Annotated in this window: 15 protein-coding genes; 4 read left to right on the top strand and 11 right to left on the bottom strand. The window is 38.4% G+C overall.

What is annotated here, in order from left to right; translation table 11 throughout:
• The first annotated feature begins 29 nt into the window (after window positions 1–29).
• Entirely contained in the window at window positions 30–890 is an 861-nt protein-coding gene (locus HME9304_RS01490; RefSeq protein ID WP_164674706.1) for an endonuclease/exonuclease/phosphatase family protein, read from the top strand.
• Here HME9304_RS01490 and HME9304_RS01485 read toward each other — a convergent pair.
• The 11 genes from HME9304_RS01485 to udk all read right to left on the bottom strand — a co-directional run bounded on the left by HME9304_RS01485 (window position 879) and on the right by udk (window position 11,187).
• On the bottom strand, window positions 879–1,187 hold the full coding sequence (locus HME9304_RS01485) for a DUF6122 family protein (RefSeq protein WP_112376907.1): 309 nt from the start codon (window positions 1,185–1,187) through the stop codon (window positions 879–881). The two genes, HME9304_RS01490 and HME9304_RS01485, sit on opposite strands and share 12 nt — an antisense overlap.
• Window positions 1,180–1,812: a WbqC family protein gene (locus HME9304_RS01480; protein ID WP_112376906.1), complete on the bottom strand. Its 633-nt coding sequence runs from the start codon at window positions 1,810–1,812 to the stop codon at window positions 1,180–1,182. The genes HME9304_RS01485 and HME9304_RS01480 overlap by 8 nt, the downstream gene beginning before the upstream one ends.
• A 30-nt stretch (window positions 1,813–1,842) precedes the next feature.
• A complete protein-coding gene (gene lepB / locus HME9304_RS01475) occupies window positions 1,843–3,582 on the bottom strand; it encodes a signal peptidase I (protein ID WP_112376905.1) in 1,740 nt (579 codons plus the stop codon).
• Window positions 3,583–3,630: 48 nt separating this feature from the next.
• On the bottom strand, window positions 3,631–4,332 hold the full coding sequence (gene dapB, locus HME9304_RS01470; RefSeq protein ID WP_112376904.1) for a 4-hydroxy-tetrahydrodipicolinate reductase: 702 nt from the start codon (window positions 4,330–4,332) through the stop codon (window positions 3,631–3,633).
• A 3-nt stretch (window positions 4,333–4,335) separates the two neighbouring features.
• Window positions 4,336–4,986 (bottom strand): DUF5683 domain-containing protein, encoded by a 651-nt coding sequence (locus HME9304_RS01465; RefSeq protein WP_112376903.1) that lies wholly within the window; start codon window positions 4,984–4,986, stop codon window positions 4,336–4,338.
• Window positions 4,979–5,890 carry a ParB/RepB/Spo0J family partition protein gene (locus HME9304_RS01460; RefSeq protein WP_112376902.1) on the bottom strand — a complete coding sequence of 304 codons (912 nt, stop codon included), beginning with the start codon at window positions 5,888–5,890 and terminating at the stop codon, window positions 4,979–4,981. The genes HME9304_RS01465 and HME9304_RS01460 overlap by 8 nt, the downstream gene beginning before the upstream one ends.
• Window positions 5,891–6,664: a ParA family protein gene (locus HME9304_RS01455; protein WP_112376901.1), complete on the bottom strand. Its 774-nt coding sequence runs from the start codon at window positions 6,662–6,664 to the stop codon at window positions 5,891–5,893.
• Window positions 6,665–6,799: 135 nt separating this feature from the next.
• Complete coding sequence (gene scpA, locus HME9304_RS01450; RefSeq protein ID WP_112376900.1) at window positions 6,800–8,866, bottom strand: methylmalonyl-CoA mutase; 2,067 nt, start codon at window positions 8,864–8,866, stop codon at window positions 6,800–6,802.
• Window positions 8,859–10,250, bottom strand: coding sequence for a methylmalonyl-CoA mutase subunit beta (locus HME9304_RS01445; RefSeq protein WP_112376899.1), 1,392 nt, complete (start codon window positions 10,248–10,250; stop codon window positions 8,859–8,861). The genes scpA and HME9304_RS01445 overlap by 8 nt, the downstream gene beginning before the upstream one ends.
• Entirely contained in the window at window positions 10,243–10,575 is a 333-nt protein-coding gene (locus HME9304_RS01440) for an FtsB family cell division protein (protein WP_112376898.1), read from the bottom strand. The genes HME9304_RS01445 and HME9304_RS01440 overlap by 8 nt, the downstream gene beginning before the upstream one ends.
• Window positions 10,576–10,578: 3 nt before the next feature.
• A complete protein-coding gene (gene udk / locus HME9304_RS01435; RefSeq protein WP_112376897.1) occupies window positions 10,579–11,187 on the bottom strand; it encodes a uridine kinase in 609 nt (202 codons plus the stop codon).
• 192 nt (window positions 11,188–11,379) lie between these two features.
• Between udk and HME9304_RS01430 the strand changes: the two genes are divergently transcribed.
• The 3 genes from HME9304_RS01430 to HME9304_RS01420 are packed head-to-tail and all read left to right on the top strand — an operon-like array spanning window position 11,380 to window position 14,862.
• Window positions 11,380–11,865, top strand: a complete 486-nt coding sequence (locus tag HME9304_RS01430; protein ID WP_112376896.1) for an acyl-CoA carboxylase biotin carboxyl carrier protein subunit — start codon at window positions 11,380–11,382, stop codon at window positions 11,863–11,865.
• 7 nt (window positions 11,866–11,872) lie between these two features.
• Window positions 11,873–13,315, top strand: a complete 1,443-nt coding sequence (gene accC, locus HME9304_RS01425) for an acetyl-CoA carboxylase biotin carboxylase subunit (RefSeq protein ID WP_112376895.1) — start codon at window positions 11,873–11,875, stop codon at window positions 13,313–13,315.
• Window positions 13,316–13,320: 5 nt separating this feature from the next.
• Window positions 13,321–14,862, top strand: coding sequence for an acyl-CoA carboxylase subunit beta (locus HME9304_RS01420; RefSeq protein WP_112376894.1), 1,542 nt, complete (start codon window positions 13,321–13,323; stop codon window positions 14,860–14,862).
• Window positions 14,863–15,420 lie beyond the last annotated feature (558 nt).

Genomic DNA, 15,420 nt, shown 5'->3' with positions numbered 1-15,420 from the left:
CCTTTCTGTTTATTTTAAATATAATTTTTTTGTTTTACTGGCTATATAGCAAGAAAAAAAAGTTTCTATTATCCTTTACAGCTTTATTATTGGGGTATTTAGTTTTTGGTTCTTTCTACGGTATTTCCAAGAAAGATGATAGCGCCAGTGAATCTGATTTAAAAATCATGACCTTCAATGCATGGAGCTTTAACAAAAATGAGTGGATTAAAGAGGCTGGTATCGGTGATAGCATCGTAAAATTTATAGCAGATGAAAACCCGGATATACTATGTATCCAAGAATATAACAGAGAAAGAAACGAGGACTTTTCCCAGTATCCACATAAAAGTGTAACAACTTATTCCCGACGTAAAACTACACAGGCAATTTTTTCTAAATTTCCAATTATAGAAAATGGTTCACTTAGCCTACCCAGTACGGGAAATAATATTATTTATACTGATATTCTATATAACTCGGATACGATAAGAGTCTACAATCTACATTTGCAATCTTTCAAAATAGTTCCTTCATCAGATTCATTCTCCGAAAAAGAATCAGAAAAAAATTATAAAAGATTGGTGGATACGTTCTCAAAACAATTGGAACAGGCCAAGATTTTTGAAGCACATATGAGTAAAAGCCCTTATAAAAATATAGTTTGTGGTGATTTCAACAATACCCAATTCTCAAATGTCTATAGAATAGTAAAAGGTGATTTGCAGGATAGTTTTTTGGAAAAAGGCAACGGATTTGGACGTAGCTACAGCTTGTTCGGGTTTCCACTACGTATAGATTATATTCTTTCCGATCCTTCTTTTGAGGTTATCTCCCACAATAATTTTAATTTAAAATTATCTGACCATTATCCTGTAGCAGCTACTTTGCGCTATACATCAAATCAATAGGCAATCGGTAAGGTCCGCTATAATATGAATGATAAGTGCCAGGCCAATAATTCTGGTTCTTTTAAAAAAAGGTAGTATGCAATATATCAGTATTGCAAAATAGCTATGGAGGGGATGAAAGTTTATACTACAACGATTGGGGTCAAAAATAGGTTCTGCCAACACATGGTCCACATCGATAAGAATACCTGCTAGAAGAATAAGGGTAACCTTGACCTTGTTATTCTTTACAATAAAAAGACCAATAAGTATAGGAAGTATAAAATGTATGCTGTAATGGATAATAAATCTATGCATTTAAAAAATCCAATGATTGGTTTTTCAAATATTCCAGCGCATTGGTTCCTTCATTAAAAAGCAGATCCAAGACACTGAGATTTCCTATAAAGCCATTCCTTTCTTCAAACACTTGGGAATATTCAACAATTTTAATGTTCTGAGATTTCTTTGCTTTCACCAAGTTCCTTAAATCTTTGAACATGTCTGGATTTTTCTCAAAAGAATTATTTTTCTCATGGGCTATTTTAATTCCCAAACATGCTCCAATAGTGTGTATTGTTTTTAAATTGAGGTCAAAAAGTAAATGCTCAGGTTCAAAAAACAAAGGTTTTATATCATCTTCATAGAATTCAAAAAAAGGTGATGTTCTATAAGCGGTTTCCAAAGTTCGCCAATGTTGTTTTCGCCAATTGGAACTATCATCAATTTCAACATCACGGTATTTTTGTCGTCCTTCCCGTGCCCCAACATGTTTAATGGGTATGGTCAACATGTATTTCCCTTGGTCAGTGGATACATAAGAACGATTTCTATAGGTTTGCTTCTGGAAATTATCATGGGCTTCCCATAAAAAATCTTTTTGTACAATTACTGCAAAAGTGGCAATATTCGGAAAATATGTAGGATGTAGTAATGTTTTCAATGAATTATTTTACGAACTACGGAGCGTGGCTTACTCCGCTTTCTTTTTTCTTTTTCTAAAAAAATCGAACACAAACCAAGCGCCCAAGGCAATTAAAAAGTAGATTAAATAGGATACAGGTTTTCCACTTCCCCCAACGGTAGTAAAAATACGTTCCCATCTAGGTCTCCAGTTTGAGAGACCTTCATCAAAATTGTCAAAGCTCATCCAAAGAAAAACAGGTTTCCCCACAATATGGTCTGCAGGCACATATCCCCATGTTCTTGCATCCTCAGAATGGTCTCGGTTGTCTCCCATCATCCAATAATAATCTTGTTGAAAGGTATACGAGTTTGATTCTTGGCCATTTATGTAGACCTTTTGTCCCTTTACTTGGACTTCGTTGTTCTCATAGTCTCTAATGATTTTCTTATATAATGGGATTGTTTTCGAATTTATTTCCACAGTGGCCCCTGCTTCGGGAATGTAAATAGGCCCGAAATTATCATTGTTCCACGGATAAAGATTGGGCTTTTGGGGATAGGCACCTCCGTAAACACCCTTTTTCTCATTAGTTCTTACCACGGAATCTATACTTTTATTATTCCGTAGTTCGGTGACCATTTCATCGGTCAGGTTTGCAATTCTTGATCTCGGTTTTTCTTCTGTAAGTGAAAGTCTCAACTGCCGTATTACATCAGTTGGTATTCCCTTTTCTTCCGTAACGAGTTCAATCTTTCCATCATCCGTGCGGTTGGCGCCCAAAACAAAGGGAGCAAGTGCGTTATATTGATTTTGATCCAGATTGGATGTAATATATTTTCTGTAGTAATCTGAAGCATCAACTTGGGCAAGTAACCTACTGGACACACCTTTTTGGGAATAAATGGTATAATCATACATTACCTTTGCCCTATCAGAAAGCTGAAGTTTTTTTCCGTTGATATGGACAAAACCATCAATTACAGCTAGGGAATCCCCTGGAGTCCCCACACATCTCTTTACGTAGTTGGATTTTTTATCGATTGGCTTTTTTACCGCTTTTTCAGCTTTAAAAAACTGGTACAGCGTATCTGAAGGCAAACTAAAGACAACAATATCGTTTTTCTTGACCGTATTGAATCCGGGAAGGCGCAAATAGGGTAATTGAAGTTTATTTTTCCATGAGGACTTGTAAGTTTCAGGATTTACATCTGCTATGTAAGATCTACTTTTTAAGACAGGTAACGTATCATGTACCATGGGAGCTGCCAAGGTGGTCATTGGTACGCGCGCACCATAATGAAATTTGCTTACAAACAGAAAATCACCAATTCGTAACGTACGTTCCAAAGAACCCGTTGGAATTACATAGGGCTGTATAAAATAAGTATGCACAAATGTTGCCGCTACGATTGCAAAAACAATGGAACTTACCCATTCGCCAAGCCCTGTTTTAGGTTTTAAACTTCTATCTTCTATATATTTTACATCTTCAAAATAATTGATGTAATAGATATAAAACCCCAAGGTTAGAATAACAAGCCAGGTATCCCAAAGTTTGTTTTTTCCAAAACTCCTAATGGTTTCTACCCAGACAACGGGGAACATCAATAAATTGATGATAGGTAAAAAAAGTAATAGGACCCACCACCAAGGTCTATTTATGATCTTCATCAAAACAATACCATTATAAATAGGTATAGCGGCTTCCCAAGCTTTCCTGCCAGCTTTTATGTAGAGTTTCCAAGTTCCAAGAAAATGAATGATCTGTACAATCAAAATAAAAATGATCCATTGAGTACCGTTCATGTGCAATAATTTATTAGTAAGACAGACAGTCTATTTTTTTGTTACGTTCTAATTTAAGTTTAACACATCTTTCATAGAAAAAACACCGATTTTCCCCCTGATCCATTCTGCTGCAATTACAGCTCCCATGGCAAAACCTTCACGATTATGGGCGATGTGCTTTATTTTGATGGAATCTATTTCAGATTCATATGAAATTGTATGGGTGCCCGGAACAGAACCTTCTCTTTTGGATGTTATCCCAATAGTTTCTTCATCGGTTTTGTTCAATTGCCAATTTTGGTACTGAGAATGTTCCATAATCCCTTCTGCCAGGGTTATTGCCGTGCCGCTGGGAGCATCCAATTTTTTTGTATGATGGATTTCCTCAACGGAAACAGCATACTGATTTAGGTTCGCCATTACTTTTGCCAGATATGAATTCAACTCAAAAAATACATTTACTCCCAAACTAAAATTGGAAGCATAGATAAATGCACCCTTTTCATCATTGCAAATGCTTACGGTTTTATCGTAATTGGCCAGCCATCCCGTTGTACCCGAAATTACGGGGATTCCATTTTTAAAACAATCCGTTATATTTTTAAAAGCTGCATCTGGAGTGCTGAAATCTATGGCAACATCCATTGAATCAAAATCTATCTCAGGAGTGCCCGCATCGATCTTGGCTATAATTTTATGACCTCTATGCAGTGCTATTTGCTCTATCATTTTACCCATTCTCCCGTAGCCGAACAATCCTATATTCATCGATTAAAATTTTACGACCAAAGCCAATCCATAGTTTGGTCTGTTGCTTAACGGGTCTACATCTAAAAAAGGCTTAAAGTCCAGACTAAGATTTTCATCTACGTTAAATTGTTTAAGATGTGCATCTACATTAGCGTCCACAATATTGAGCACATACAGCGCAATGGTAACCAACAATGAAAGATCTCTGTCACGCTGGCTGCTTTCTTGCGCATCTTGCAATGCTTCATCAGAGATGTCGGGTTCCGCACCAACAGCATTATCATTGTTTAAATCATAGAATTCATCATCCGTAAAACCTGCCCGTCTTCTTTTAAAGGCATCACGTGCTCGGTTATACTCGGTATTATTAAAGGAATAAACATAGATGCCTGTTCCAATTGCCCCTATAACAATGGGTACTTTCCAATACCGTTTGTTATAAATCTGTCCCAAGCCTGGAAAAATAGCTGAGTAAAAAGCAGCTTTACTGGGAGCTAGGGGATTGATCGCTTTTTTTTCATAAGTAACTTCTTGTATAATGATCCCATTACCTTCCAAATCTTGGGCAAGCGAATCAATTTCAGTAGGGTGGGGCAGGGTTTCATCTTCTTGTGAAAAAGCAAGTTGAAAGAATACTGTAGAAAAGACCAGAAAAAATAGGTACTTATTCACCTGTCAATAATTTTCTTAAACGTTGAAATTCTTCTTTGGAATGAAATGGAATGACTATTTTACCCTTACCATTTTGGGAAGCTGTAATAGCTACTTTAGCGGAAAGATGTTCTTTTAGTGCATCCATTCCTTTGGAAACGTAATTTGGAACATCTTTGGTAAGCTTATTTATTTTCTTAGTTCCGTCATGGTTTTTAGCTTCTCTGTACGCTTTTACCAGAGCTTCCGTTTCCCTTACGGATAGACTGTCGGCAACTATTTTTTCATAAATACTGATTTGGTCTTTTGTTTCCTCGATATTGATTAAGGCACGACCATGGCCCATGCTTACAAAACCGTCCCGCATTCCTGTTTGAATAATGGGGTCCAATCTAAGAAGACGAAGATAGTTCGTGATTGTAGAACGCTTTTTACCAACGCGATCGCTTAGTTTTTCTTGGGTTACTTCAATTTCATCGATTAGACGCTGGTAAGAAAGCGCAATTTCAATCGGATCTAAATCCTGCCTTTGAATGTTTTCCACTAAGGCCATTTCCAATGATTCCTGATCATTGGCAATACGTATGTATGATGGGATTGTTTTTAGCCCTACCAATTTAGATGCACGAAATCTTCTTTCTCCAGAAACCAACTGAAATTTATTGAAATCGAGTTTTCTAACAGTTATAGGTTGGATAATGCCGAGTTCCCGAATCGATATCGCCAGTTCTTTAAGTGCTTCGTCATTGAAATTGGTACGTGGTTGAAAAGGATTTACTTCAATTGCATCAATATCCAGTTCAACAACATTACCGATTACTTTATCCGCATTTTTATCTGAAACCGATTGAATATCATTTTCAGGATCTTTCAACAGTGCGGACAGGCCCCTTCCCAAAGCCTGTTTTTTAGTTGCTTTCGCCATTTAAACTTTTTCCTTGTTTTTCTTCAATAATTCATTGGCCAAGTTCAGATAATTGCTTGCACCCTTGCTACTGGCATCATACTTAATAATACTTTCACCATAGCTGGGAGCCTCACTTAGCCTAACATTTCTCTGAATGATGGTATCGAAGACCATGTCCGCAAAATGTTTTTTGACTTCTTCCACAACTTGATTGGAAAGTCGCAGTCTAGAATCGTACATGGTCAAGAGCATCCCTTCGATATCCAGGTCATTGTTGTGTATTTTCTGAACGCTTTTAACGGTATTGAGCAGTTTTCCCAGACCTTCAAGTGCAAAATATTCACACTGTATTGGAATCATCACCGAATCGGCCGCGGTAAGTGCGTTTAGTGTCAGCAATCCCAAAGAAGGTGCACAGTCTATCAATATAAAATCATATCTATCTCCCAAGCCTTTCAGCGCTTCCTTCAACATGTACTCCCTATTGTCCTTATCTACCAACTCAATTTCGATGGCAACTAAATCTATGTGCGCAGGAATAAGGTCAACATTAGGAGAATCTGTGGGTATGATTACTTCATCCACGCCCATGGTATGTTCCAATAGTTGATAGGAACCTTTCTCAATACCATCTACATCTACTCCTAAACCGGATGTGGCATTGGCCTGTGGATCTGCATCTATGAGCAGCACTTTCTTTTCCAACACACCAAGAGAAGCAGCAAGGTTTACAGTAGTGGTAGTTTTACCTACGCCACCCTTCTGATTTGCTATAGCAATAATCTTGCCCATTTTAATAGTAAGTTAGAGGCTAAAATACGATTATTTAAGATGCTATAAAATGTATTTTGTTAACAGAATATGAATAACCTTAACATAGTGCGTTAAAGAAGGTTAAAGTTTTAATTTTGATAATTTTATGGCCTTTCAGTCCATTAATATATTTAAAATTTCAATTGCGGCAGCACTGATTTTTGTACCAGGGCCAAATACGGCTACGGCACCATGCTTAAATAGATGCTCGTAATCTTGTTTTGGAATAACTCCCCCCACAATGACCATAATGTCTTCCCTTCCATGTTCTTTTAGCGATTTAACAACCTCGGGGACCAATGTTTTGTGCCCCCCGGCCAATGAAGATATTCCCAGTACATGAACATCGTTCTCAACGGCTTGTTTTGCAACTTCGGAAGGTGTTTGGAAGAGAGGTCCAATATCTACATCGAAACCAAGGTCGGCATACCCAGTCGCCACTACTTTGGCGCCACGGTCGTGGCCATCCTGCCCCATTTTTGCAACCATGATTCTTGGCCTCCGACCTTCTTCCAAAGCGAAATCATCTGCCATCTTTCTGGCTTTTTCAAAGCTTTCATCGTTTTTGATTTCCTTGGAATACACTCCCGTAAATGATTGAATTTTTGCTCTATAGCGCCCAAATGCACTTTCCATCGCATCACTGATTTCGCCCAATGTTGCACGGAGTTTTGCCGCCTCTACAGCTAAAGCTAGTAAATTTTTACGCTCGGAATTGTTTTCCATCGCTTTCTTTGAGGCAAAAGTAATTTGGTCCAACGCTTTTTGAACGGCATTTTCATCCCTGGTAGATTTAATCTGCTGCAATTGTGCTATCTGCTGTTTACGAACTTTATCGTTATCGACTTCCAGGATTTGAAGGTCATCTTCATCTTCCAAGCGATACTTGTTTACGCCCACAATGGTATCTTGTCCGCTATCTATCCGAGCCTGTTTTTTTGCTGCTGCCTCTTCGATGCGCATTTTTGGTATTCCAGCTTCTATGGCTTTGGTCATTCCTCCAAGCTCTTCTACTTCTTGTATAAGTTCCCAAGTATTTTCTGCAATTTGGACAGTCAATTTTTCTAGTTTATGGCTACCTGCCCAAGGATCTACGGTTCTGGTAATATAGGTTTCCTGTTGCAGATAAATTTGTGTATTTCGGGCAATTCGTGCAGAAAAGTCCGTTGGTAGCGCTATGGCTTCGTCCAGTGCATTGGTGTGCAAGCTCTGTGTTCCACCGAATACGGCTGCCATTGCTTCAATAGTGGTACGAGCAACATTGTTGAACGGATCTTGTTCCGTTAGGCTCCAACCGCTGGTCTGGCTATGGGTGCGTAGCATCAAAGACTTCTCGTTTTTTGGTTCAAACTCTTTCACCAATTTGGTCCAAAGCATTCTACCCGCCCTCATTTTGGCAATTTCTGTAAAGTGATTCATGCCAATTCCCCAGAAAAAAGAAAGGCGTGGTGCAAAATCATCAATTTTAAGACCGGTCTTTAATCCAGTCCTAATGTACTCTATGCCATCTGCAAGCGTATATGCCAACTCTAGTGGAGCAGGAGCGCCAGCTTCGTGCATATGGTACCCAGATATGCTAATGCTGTTGAACTTGGGCATATGTTTACTGGTAAACTCAAAAATATCGGCGACCAGTTGCATGGATGGAGCGGGGGGATAGATGTAGGTATTCCGCACCATAAATTCTTTTAAGATATCGTTTTGTATGGTACCTGAAAGTTGTTCCATGGAAACGCCTTGTTCCTGCGCCGCAACAATATAAAATGCCATAATGGGCAGTACGGCCCCGTTCATGGTCATGGAAACTGACATTTTATCCAAGGGGATTCCATCAAAAAGGACTTTCATGTCCTCGACAGAATCAATGGCCACTCCAGCTTTACCTACATCGCCAACTACCCGTTCGTTATCACTGTCATAACCTCTGTGCGTGGGTAGATCAAATGCCACAGAAAGACCTTTTTGCCCCGCCTCAAGATTTCTGCGATAAAATGCATTGCTTTCCTCTGCCGTTGAAAATCCTGCATATTGCCGTATGGTCCAAGGTCGCCGCACGTACATAGTAGAGTAAGGACCGCGGAGAAATGGAGGAATGCCCGCCGCAAAACTTATCGGGGTCTTCTCTGGACTTTTTCCTGCTGTTTCTGATAATAGTATATTCTGAAGGTTCTTTCTACTCATCATCCAATCTTTTTTGTTCCAACATTTCTGCCAGGCGTTTAGCGATAATGGGTTCTATGATTGTTTTTCTAGGTTTGGTTTTAACAAAAGGGTGACGTTCCAAATCACCTTTCATACGGTCTTCCAAATTTTGATATTTATTGGTACCCACTAACGTTAGTGCCGTAGAATTGAAAAGTTGCTGTTCTTTTTCGGCACTTTCCTTAATCTTTCTTTGGATGTTTCCTTTTTTCAGTTCTTTTAAGAAACCACCTGAACTTTCAATCTGTTTAAAGAGTTCCAATGCTTTTTGTGCCAATTGTTGGGTCAAGGATTCAATGTAGTAGGCTCCCTCTGCCATTTTTGAAGCGTTGTCAAAATAGCTTTCTTCCTTTAATAAAAGCAATTGATTGCGTGCGATACGTTCCGCGAATTCGTTTGTCTTATGATATACGGCATCGTAGGGTAAATTTATGATTGTATCAGCTCCTCCAAGTATTGCCGACATACATTCTGACGTTGTACGGAGCATATTAACATTGTAATCGTATAATGTTTTGTTACGGATTGAAGGCTTGGCAATAATTTGGCAATCATTTTCCAATCCGTATGCTGTTGCCAAACTTTTCCAAAGCCATCGCAATGCTCTCAATTTGGCTATTTCAAAGAAATAGTTGCCGCTAACCGAAACTTTAAAGGTTATAGGAAATGATTTTTTCCCGGATAAACCGTCTGTAAGATAATTGAGGTATTCGTTGGCATGTGCCAGACCATAGGCCAATTGTTGCACCATATTGGCCCCAGCATTTTGATAGTGTAAGATATCCACGCCAATTATGCTGAATTTATTTTTATCGCAAGACAGCGTGTAAATTTCCTCTAATAGAGCGTGATCTTTTTCTAATTTGTGGTACCAATTACCTGTTTTGGCCAAGTTGCCTATGATGTCAATAGTAAAGCTAAGCTTTGCTTTTATACCCTGTACAAGTTTCAATATTTCCTTGATGGGAGCAACGTCCAAAAATTGAAAGCTAAAGTGCACTGGTGTTTGTTCCAAATTAATTTTTGAAAGTAAACCTTCAAAATCGATATCCTTGTTCGGTATAACAAAAAGTATACTGTCAACACCTTTTTTTAAACAGTCTAGGGCCTTGGTATTTGCTGTTTTGGAATCTTCAACATAAATAGACTGTGCAATGTTCCAATCGTGATCTTTAGGGAATTGAAAAACCTTTAAACCTTTTAGGTCTTCGGCATGGTAGAAAGGTTTTACATTGATGCCTTCCAGAGATTCCCAAAGCAAGGTTTCGTTATAATCTGCGCCCTTTAGATCAAACTGTATTTTTTGCTTCCATTGCTTGGCGGAAACACTTTGAAATTCATCAAACAAATTTGGCTTACTCATTCTTTTTTGTCTTTACGCTATCTTCATATTCGATCAAGAAAATCTCTTCATTTTTTTTCTTCATATAATATTTTTCCCGGGCAAACTTTTCCAATTCGCTTTTATTCGAAAGTTTTTTAAGGATTTCCTTGTCCTTATTGATTTCATCTTCTAAAAATTCTTTCTGTTTCTCTAATTTCTTTACCTCGTTTCGCAATTCTAGATGAATCATCATCGAATTGGTATCAAAAAAAGCCATCCAGATCACAAAAATTGTCAATACCAAAACGTACATGTTTGTCATGACCTTAAACCACTTTTTTTGCTTTAATTCTTTAAATCCCATTCCCTAACTTAATCTATCGTTTATAATGGTTCTCACCATATCAACTGCGACAGTATTATAGTGATTGTTCGGGATTATGATATCCGCAAATTCTTTGGAGGGCTCTATAAATTGTTGGTGCATGGGCTTTACCGCAGTTTGGTATCTTGTCAACACCTTGTCCAAATCATGGCCACGTTCACGAATATCCCTTTGCAACCTTCGTATCAAACGTTCATCAGAATCTGCATGAACGTAGATTTTGATATCGAACATATCTCTCAACCTGGGATTGCTCAGAACCAAGATTCCCTCAACGATCATTACTTTTCTTGGTGGGGTCAAAACAGTTTCTTCCAATCGTGTTTCCTCTACAAATGAGTATATTGGCTTGTTTATTGACTTGCCCTGTCTTAATTGTTCAAGATGTGAAATCAATAAGTCGAAATCAATGGAATTAGGATGGTCAAAATTTACCTTTCCCCGTTCTTCCTTACTCATGTGTGAAAGGTCGTTATAATATGAATCTTGAGAAATAACACCTACTTCATTCTCTGGAAGTTCATTCACAATTTGATTGACAACTGTAGTTTTTCCACAACCCGTGCCGCCCGCAATTCCTAAAATCAGCATAACGATAATTTGAATCTCAAAAGTAAGCAATTGATAAGATTTTTAGTTTGCCAATATTGTTGCATAATTAATGGATATTAACAAACTAATCGATGATTATTGTCATAATCCTTAAAAGTTTATAGAAGTAGTTTTGCATAAGATCAATGCTTTAATCTTATATTTATATAGACAACCTAAGGCAAAAATTTTATGGAGAATTCATATGTATTAAATGTCAATGAAGATTTTGATTTTCAGATTTCAGAAAGTGATATTTCTTCTTTGGACATACTTAAAACTGACAAGGGTAAATTTCATATGCTAAAGGGAGGGGTCTCTTACCATGTGCAGATTCTAAGTGCAGATTTTTACAGTAAATCCTATACCATCAAGGTCAATGGTGATGAATACAAGGTTTTGATTAGTACGCCACTGAACCAACTCATAAAAAAAATGGGTTTTGCCACAAACGGCTCTAAGAACATTGATTCAATAGCCGCGCCAATGCCAGGCTTGATTTTAGATATAGTTGTTGAAGAGGGCCAAGATGTCAAAGAGGATGACCCACTATTGATTTTGGAAGCCATGAAAATGGAAAATAGTATCACTTCTCCTAGGGACGGAATCATTAAAAAGATTTCTGTAAAGCAGGGCGAGGCTGTCGAGAAAAAACAACTACTTATCGAATTTGAATAAATCAAGTATGAAAAAAATATTGATTGCCAATCGTGGTGAAATAGCGGTCAGAGTAATGAAGACCGCAAAAAAAATGGGAATACGTACCGTTGCCGTATTTTCTGAAATCGACAGAAATGCCCCTCATGTAAGGTTTGCTGATGAAGCGGTGTGCATAGGCGAAGCACCATCCAACAAATCATATTTGCTGGGAGACAAGATTATTGAAGTCGCATTAAAACTAAATGTTGATGGAATTCATCCCGGATATGGATTTTTGAGCGAGAATGCGGATTTTGCCGAAGCGGTCGAAAAAAACGGACTCACTTTTATTGGTCCAAAATCCAAGGCAATACGGGTAATGGGAAGCAAGCTTGCAGCCAAAGAAGCTGTAAAAGCTTACAATATTCCTATGGTGCCCGGTATTGATGAGGCTATTACCGATGTTGGAAAAGCGAAGAAAATTGCAAACGAAATTGGATATCCAGTTTTGATAAAAGCTTCAGCTGGAGGTGGTGGAAAAGGTATGCGCGTCGTTGAAAAAGAAAAAGATTTGGAGTCCCAAATGAAACGGGCCATTAGTGAAGCCACTTCTGCTTTTGGCGATGGTTCCGTTTTTGTTGAAAAATACGTGACCTCACCAAGGCATATCGAAATACAGGTAATGGCAGATACCCATGGCAATGTGCTTCACTTTTTTGAACGTGAATGTAGTATTCAAAGGCGACATCAAAAGGTAGTGGAAGAAGCCCCGTCCTCCATTTTGACCCCAGAATTAAGAAATGAAATGGGGATTGCGGCAACAAAGGTTGCAGAAGCTTGTGATTACGTAGGAGCGGGAACCGTCGAGTTTTTAATGGATGCTGACCTCAATTTCTATTTCTTGGAAATGAATACCCGTTTACAGGTGGAACATCCGGTAACTGAATTGATTTCTGGCGTTGACTTGGTTGAACTACAGATTAAGGTTGCTAGGGGTGAGGAACTGCCCTTAAAACAAAAAGATTTGAAAATAACAGGACATGCCATGGAACTACGGGTGTACGCTGAGGACCCCTTAAATGATTTCTTGCCCAGCGTTGGCAATTTGGAAGTTTACAAATTGCCCAAGGGAGAAGGTATTCGAGTAGATAATGGCTTTGAAGAAGGTATGGACATTCCTATCTATTACGATCCTATGCTTTCAAAATTGATTACTTATGGTAAAACCCGTGAAGAAGCCATTGAATTAATTTTGGATGCTATTCAAGATTATAAAATAAAAGGAGTACAGACCACATTGCCCTTCGGTACATTTGTTTTTGAGCATGAAGCATTCAGGTCTGGAAATTTTGATACGCATTTCGTAAAGAATTATTATTCCCCTGAGATTCTTAAACAAAAGAATACCGACGAGGCGGAAATGGCGGCAATGATCGCTTTGCATCAATATCTTGAAGATCGAAAAATAGTAAAATTACCAACAAACTGATTTGTATGGATTCCAAGCAAAAGATATTAAAGGATAAAATAGCGCAGGCCCATTTGGGCGGTGGTGAAAAACGGATTGAAAAACAACATCAAAAGAAAAAATTAACGGCACGGGAACGTATCAATTATCTTTTGGATGAAGGTTCTTTTGAGGAAATGGGGATTTTGGTGACCCATCGTACCACAGATTTTGGTATGGACAAAGAAGTTTATTATGGAGATGGGGTGGTGACCGGTTATGGAACCATAAATGGAAGATTGGTTTATGTATATGCACAGGATTTTACCGTTTTTGGCGGGGCATTATCAGAAACACATGCAGAAAAAATTTGTAAAGTGATGGATCTGGCCATGAAAGTGGGGGCTCCAATCATAGGATTGAATGACTCTGGCGGCGCTCGAATTCAAGAAGGCGTAAAATCGCTAGGTGGATATGCCGATATTTTTTATAGAAATGTTCAAGCATCTGGAGTAGTTCCCCAAATATCCGCAGTTATGGGTCCTTGTGCCGGTGGCGCAGTATATTCTCCTGCTATGACTGACTTCATCATTATGGTAGAAGAAACAAGTTATATGTTCGTTACTGGACCCAACGTAGTAAAAACGGTAACGAACGAAGAGGTGACATCAGAAGAATTGGGGGGAGCCAGTGCTCATTCCACAAAATCAGGAGTTGCGCACAAAACATCCTCCAATGATGCAACCTGTCTGGACGATATTAGGAAGCTATTGGAGTATTTGCCACAAAATAATTCAGAAGCTCCAAGATTAATACCATACCAATTGGATGATGAAATTAGGGAGCAGCTTTCGGGCATTGTCCCTGATAATCCAAATAAGCCTTATGACATGCACGATGTCATCGGTGGAATCATTGATGCTGACTCGTTTTACGAAATCCATAAAGACTATGCTGAAAATATTATTGTCGGCTTTGCGCGATTAGGGGGTAGAAGTATAGGAATTATCGCCAATCAGCCCATGTTCTTAGCTGGTGTACTTGGCGTCAAGAGTTCAAGGAAAGCAGCTCGTTTCACGCGTTTTTGTGATGCTTTCAACATTCCTTTGCTAGTGTTGGTTGATGTACCTGGTTTTTTACCCGGTACAGACCAAGAATGGGACGGTATTATTGTGCACGGTGCTAAATTGTTATATGCTTTAAGCGAAGCTACCGTGCCAAGGGTCACAGTAATTACCAGAAAGGCATACGGTGGTGCTTATGATGTAATGAATTCTAAACATATTGGGGCAGATTTCAATTTTGCTTGGCCCAATGCGGAAATCGCTGTAATGGGTGCCAAAGGAGCAAGTGAGATTATTTTTAGGAGGGAAATTGCGGCGGCAGAAGACCCTTTGCAGAAATTAACCGAAAAAGAGGCGGAATACGCTGAAAAATTTGCTAATCCATACCGTGCGGCACAGCGTGGATTTATAGATGAAGTAATTCTTCCTGAAAATACAAGGCGTAAATTGTTAAAGGCCTTTGCCATGCTTGAGAAAAAAGAAGTACAGACACCAAAAAAGAAACACGGAAATATACCTTTGTAACCTTCAGAGAATCAAGAATCAAGAATCAAGAATCAAGAATCAGGAATCAGGAATCAGGAATCAGGAATCAGAAATCAGGAATCAGGAATCAGGATTCAAGAGTCAAAACTGAAATCTAGTTTTTTTTGGCTCTTGGAGCAAAGCGGTATTGATTGTTTTCGACTTAGCCCCCAGAGTACTTCATCAAGTTAGAGGTTAAGGATAAAAATTGTATAGTTTATTTAGGAAAAGTCGCTATTATTTTGGATAGTTTTTATAGTCTGAAAAGTATTTCTATCCATAAAACACCCCAATGATTTCAAAGAAAATTCTACAGTATTAAAGATGTGTTTTTGGTCAATCATTTGAAGATTAAAATTTGGGAATGTTCACTCGATACCCCGTAACGGTAAAAAGTTATCTGAGGGAAAAATATGTAAAGTAAATTTTTTAGCTCGCATTACCGAATAGTCAATATGGCAAATATGATATGAACATAATCAATTTGAACGATTCAATTTCCGTCCATTCAAAATAATCCTGTCCAGTAGTAAAATAATGCAAAATACTTTCTAGAAA

It is taken from the genome of Flagellimonas maritima (assembly GCF_003269425.1).
In the GTDB taxonomy this organism is placed as follows: domain Bacteria; phylum Bacteroidota; class Bacteroidia; order Flavobacteriales; family Flavobacteriaceae; genus Flagellimonas; species Flagellimonas maritima.
Note: the sequence above shows the minus strand (reverse complement) of the source record. Positions and strands in the feature narration are given on the sequence as shown.

Bases quoted from the DNA above. Each gene is read 5' to 3' on its own strand.
- HME9304_RS01485 (WP_112376907.1), bottom strand. From the start codon at position 1,187: ATGCATAGATTTATTATCCATTACAGCATACATTTTATACTTCCTATA.
- lepB (WP_112376905.1), bottom strand. From the start codon at position 3,582: ATGAACGGTACTCAATGGATCATTTTTATTTTGATTGTACAGATCATT.
- dapB (WP_112376904.1), bottom strand. From the start codon at position 4,332: ATGAATATAGGATTGTTCGGCTACGGGAGAATGGGTAAAATGATAGAG.
- HME9304_RS01460 (WP_112376902.1), bottom strand. From the start codon at position 5,890: ATGGCGAAAGCAACTAAAAAACAGGCTTTGGGAAGGGGCCTGTCCGCA.
- HME9304_RS01455 (WP_112376901.1), bottom strand. From the start codon at position 6,664: ATGGGCAAGATTATTGCTATAGCAAATCAGAAGGGTGGCGTAGGTAAA.
- scpA (WP_112376900.1), bottom strand. From the start codon at position 8,866: ATGAGTAGAAAGAACCTTCAGAATATACTATTATCAGAAACAGCAGGA.
- HME9304_RS01445 (WP_112376899.1), bottom strand. From the start codon at position 10,250: ATGAGTAAGCCAAATTTGTTTGATGAATTTCAAAGTGTTTCCGCCAAG.
- HME9304_RS01440 (WP_112376898.1), bottom strand. From the start codon at position 10,575: ATGGGATTTAAAGAATTAAAGCAAAAAAAGTGGTTTAAGGTCATGACA.
- udk (WP_112376897.1), bottom strand. From the start codon at position 11,187: ATGCTGATTTTAGGAATTGCGGGCGGCACGGGTTGTGGAAAAACTACA.
- HME9304_RS01430 (WP_112376896.1), top strand. From the start codon at position 11,380: ATGGAGAATTCATATGTATTAAATGTCAATGAAGATTTTGATTTTCAG.
- accC (WP_112376895.1), top strand. From the start codon at position 11,873: ATGAAAAAAATATTGATTGCCAATCGTGGTGAAATAGCGGTCAGAGTA.
- HME9304_RS01420 (WP_112376894.1), top strand. From the start codon at position 13,321: ATGGATTCCAAGCAAAAGATATTAAAGGATAAAATAGCGCAGGCCCAT.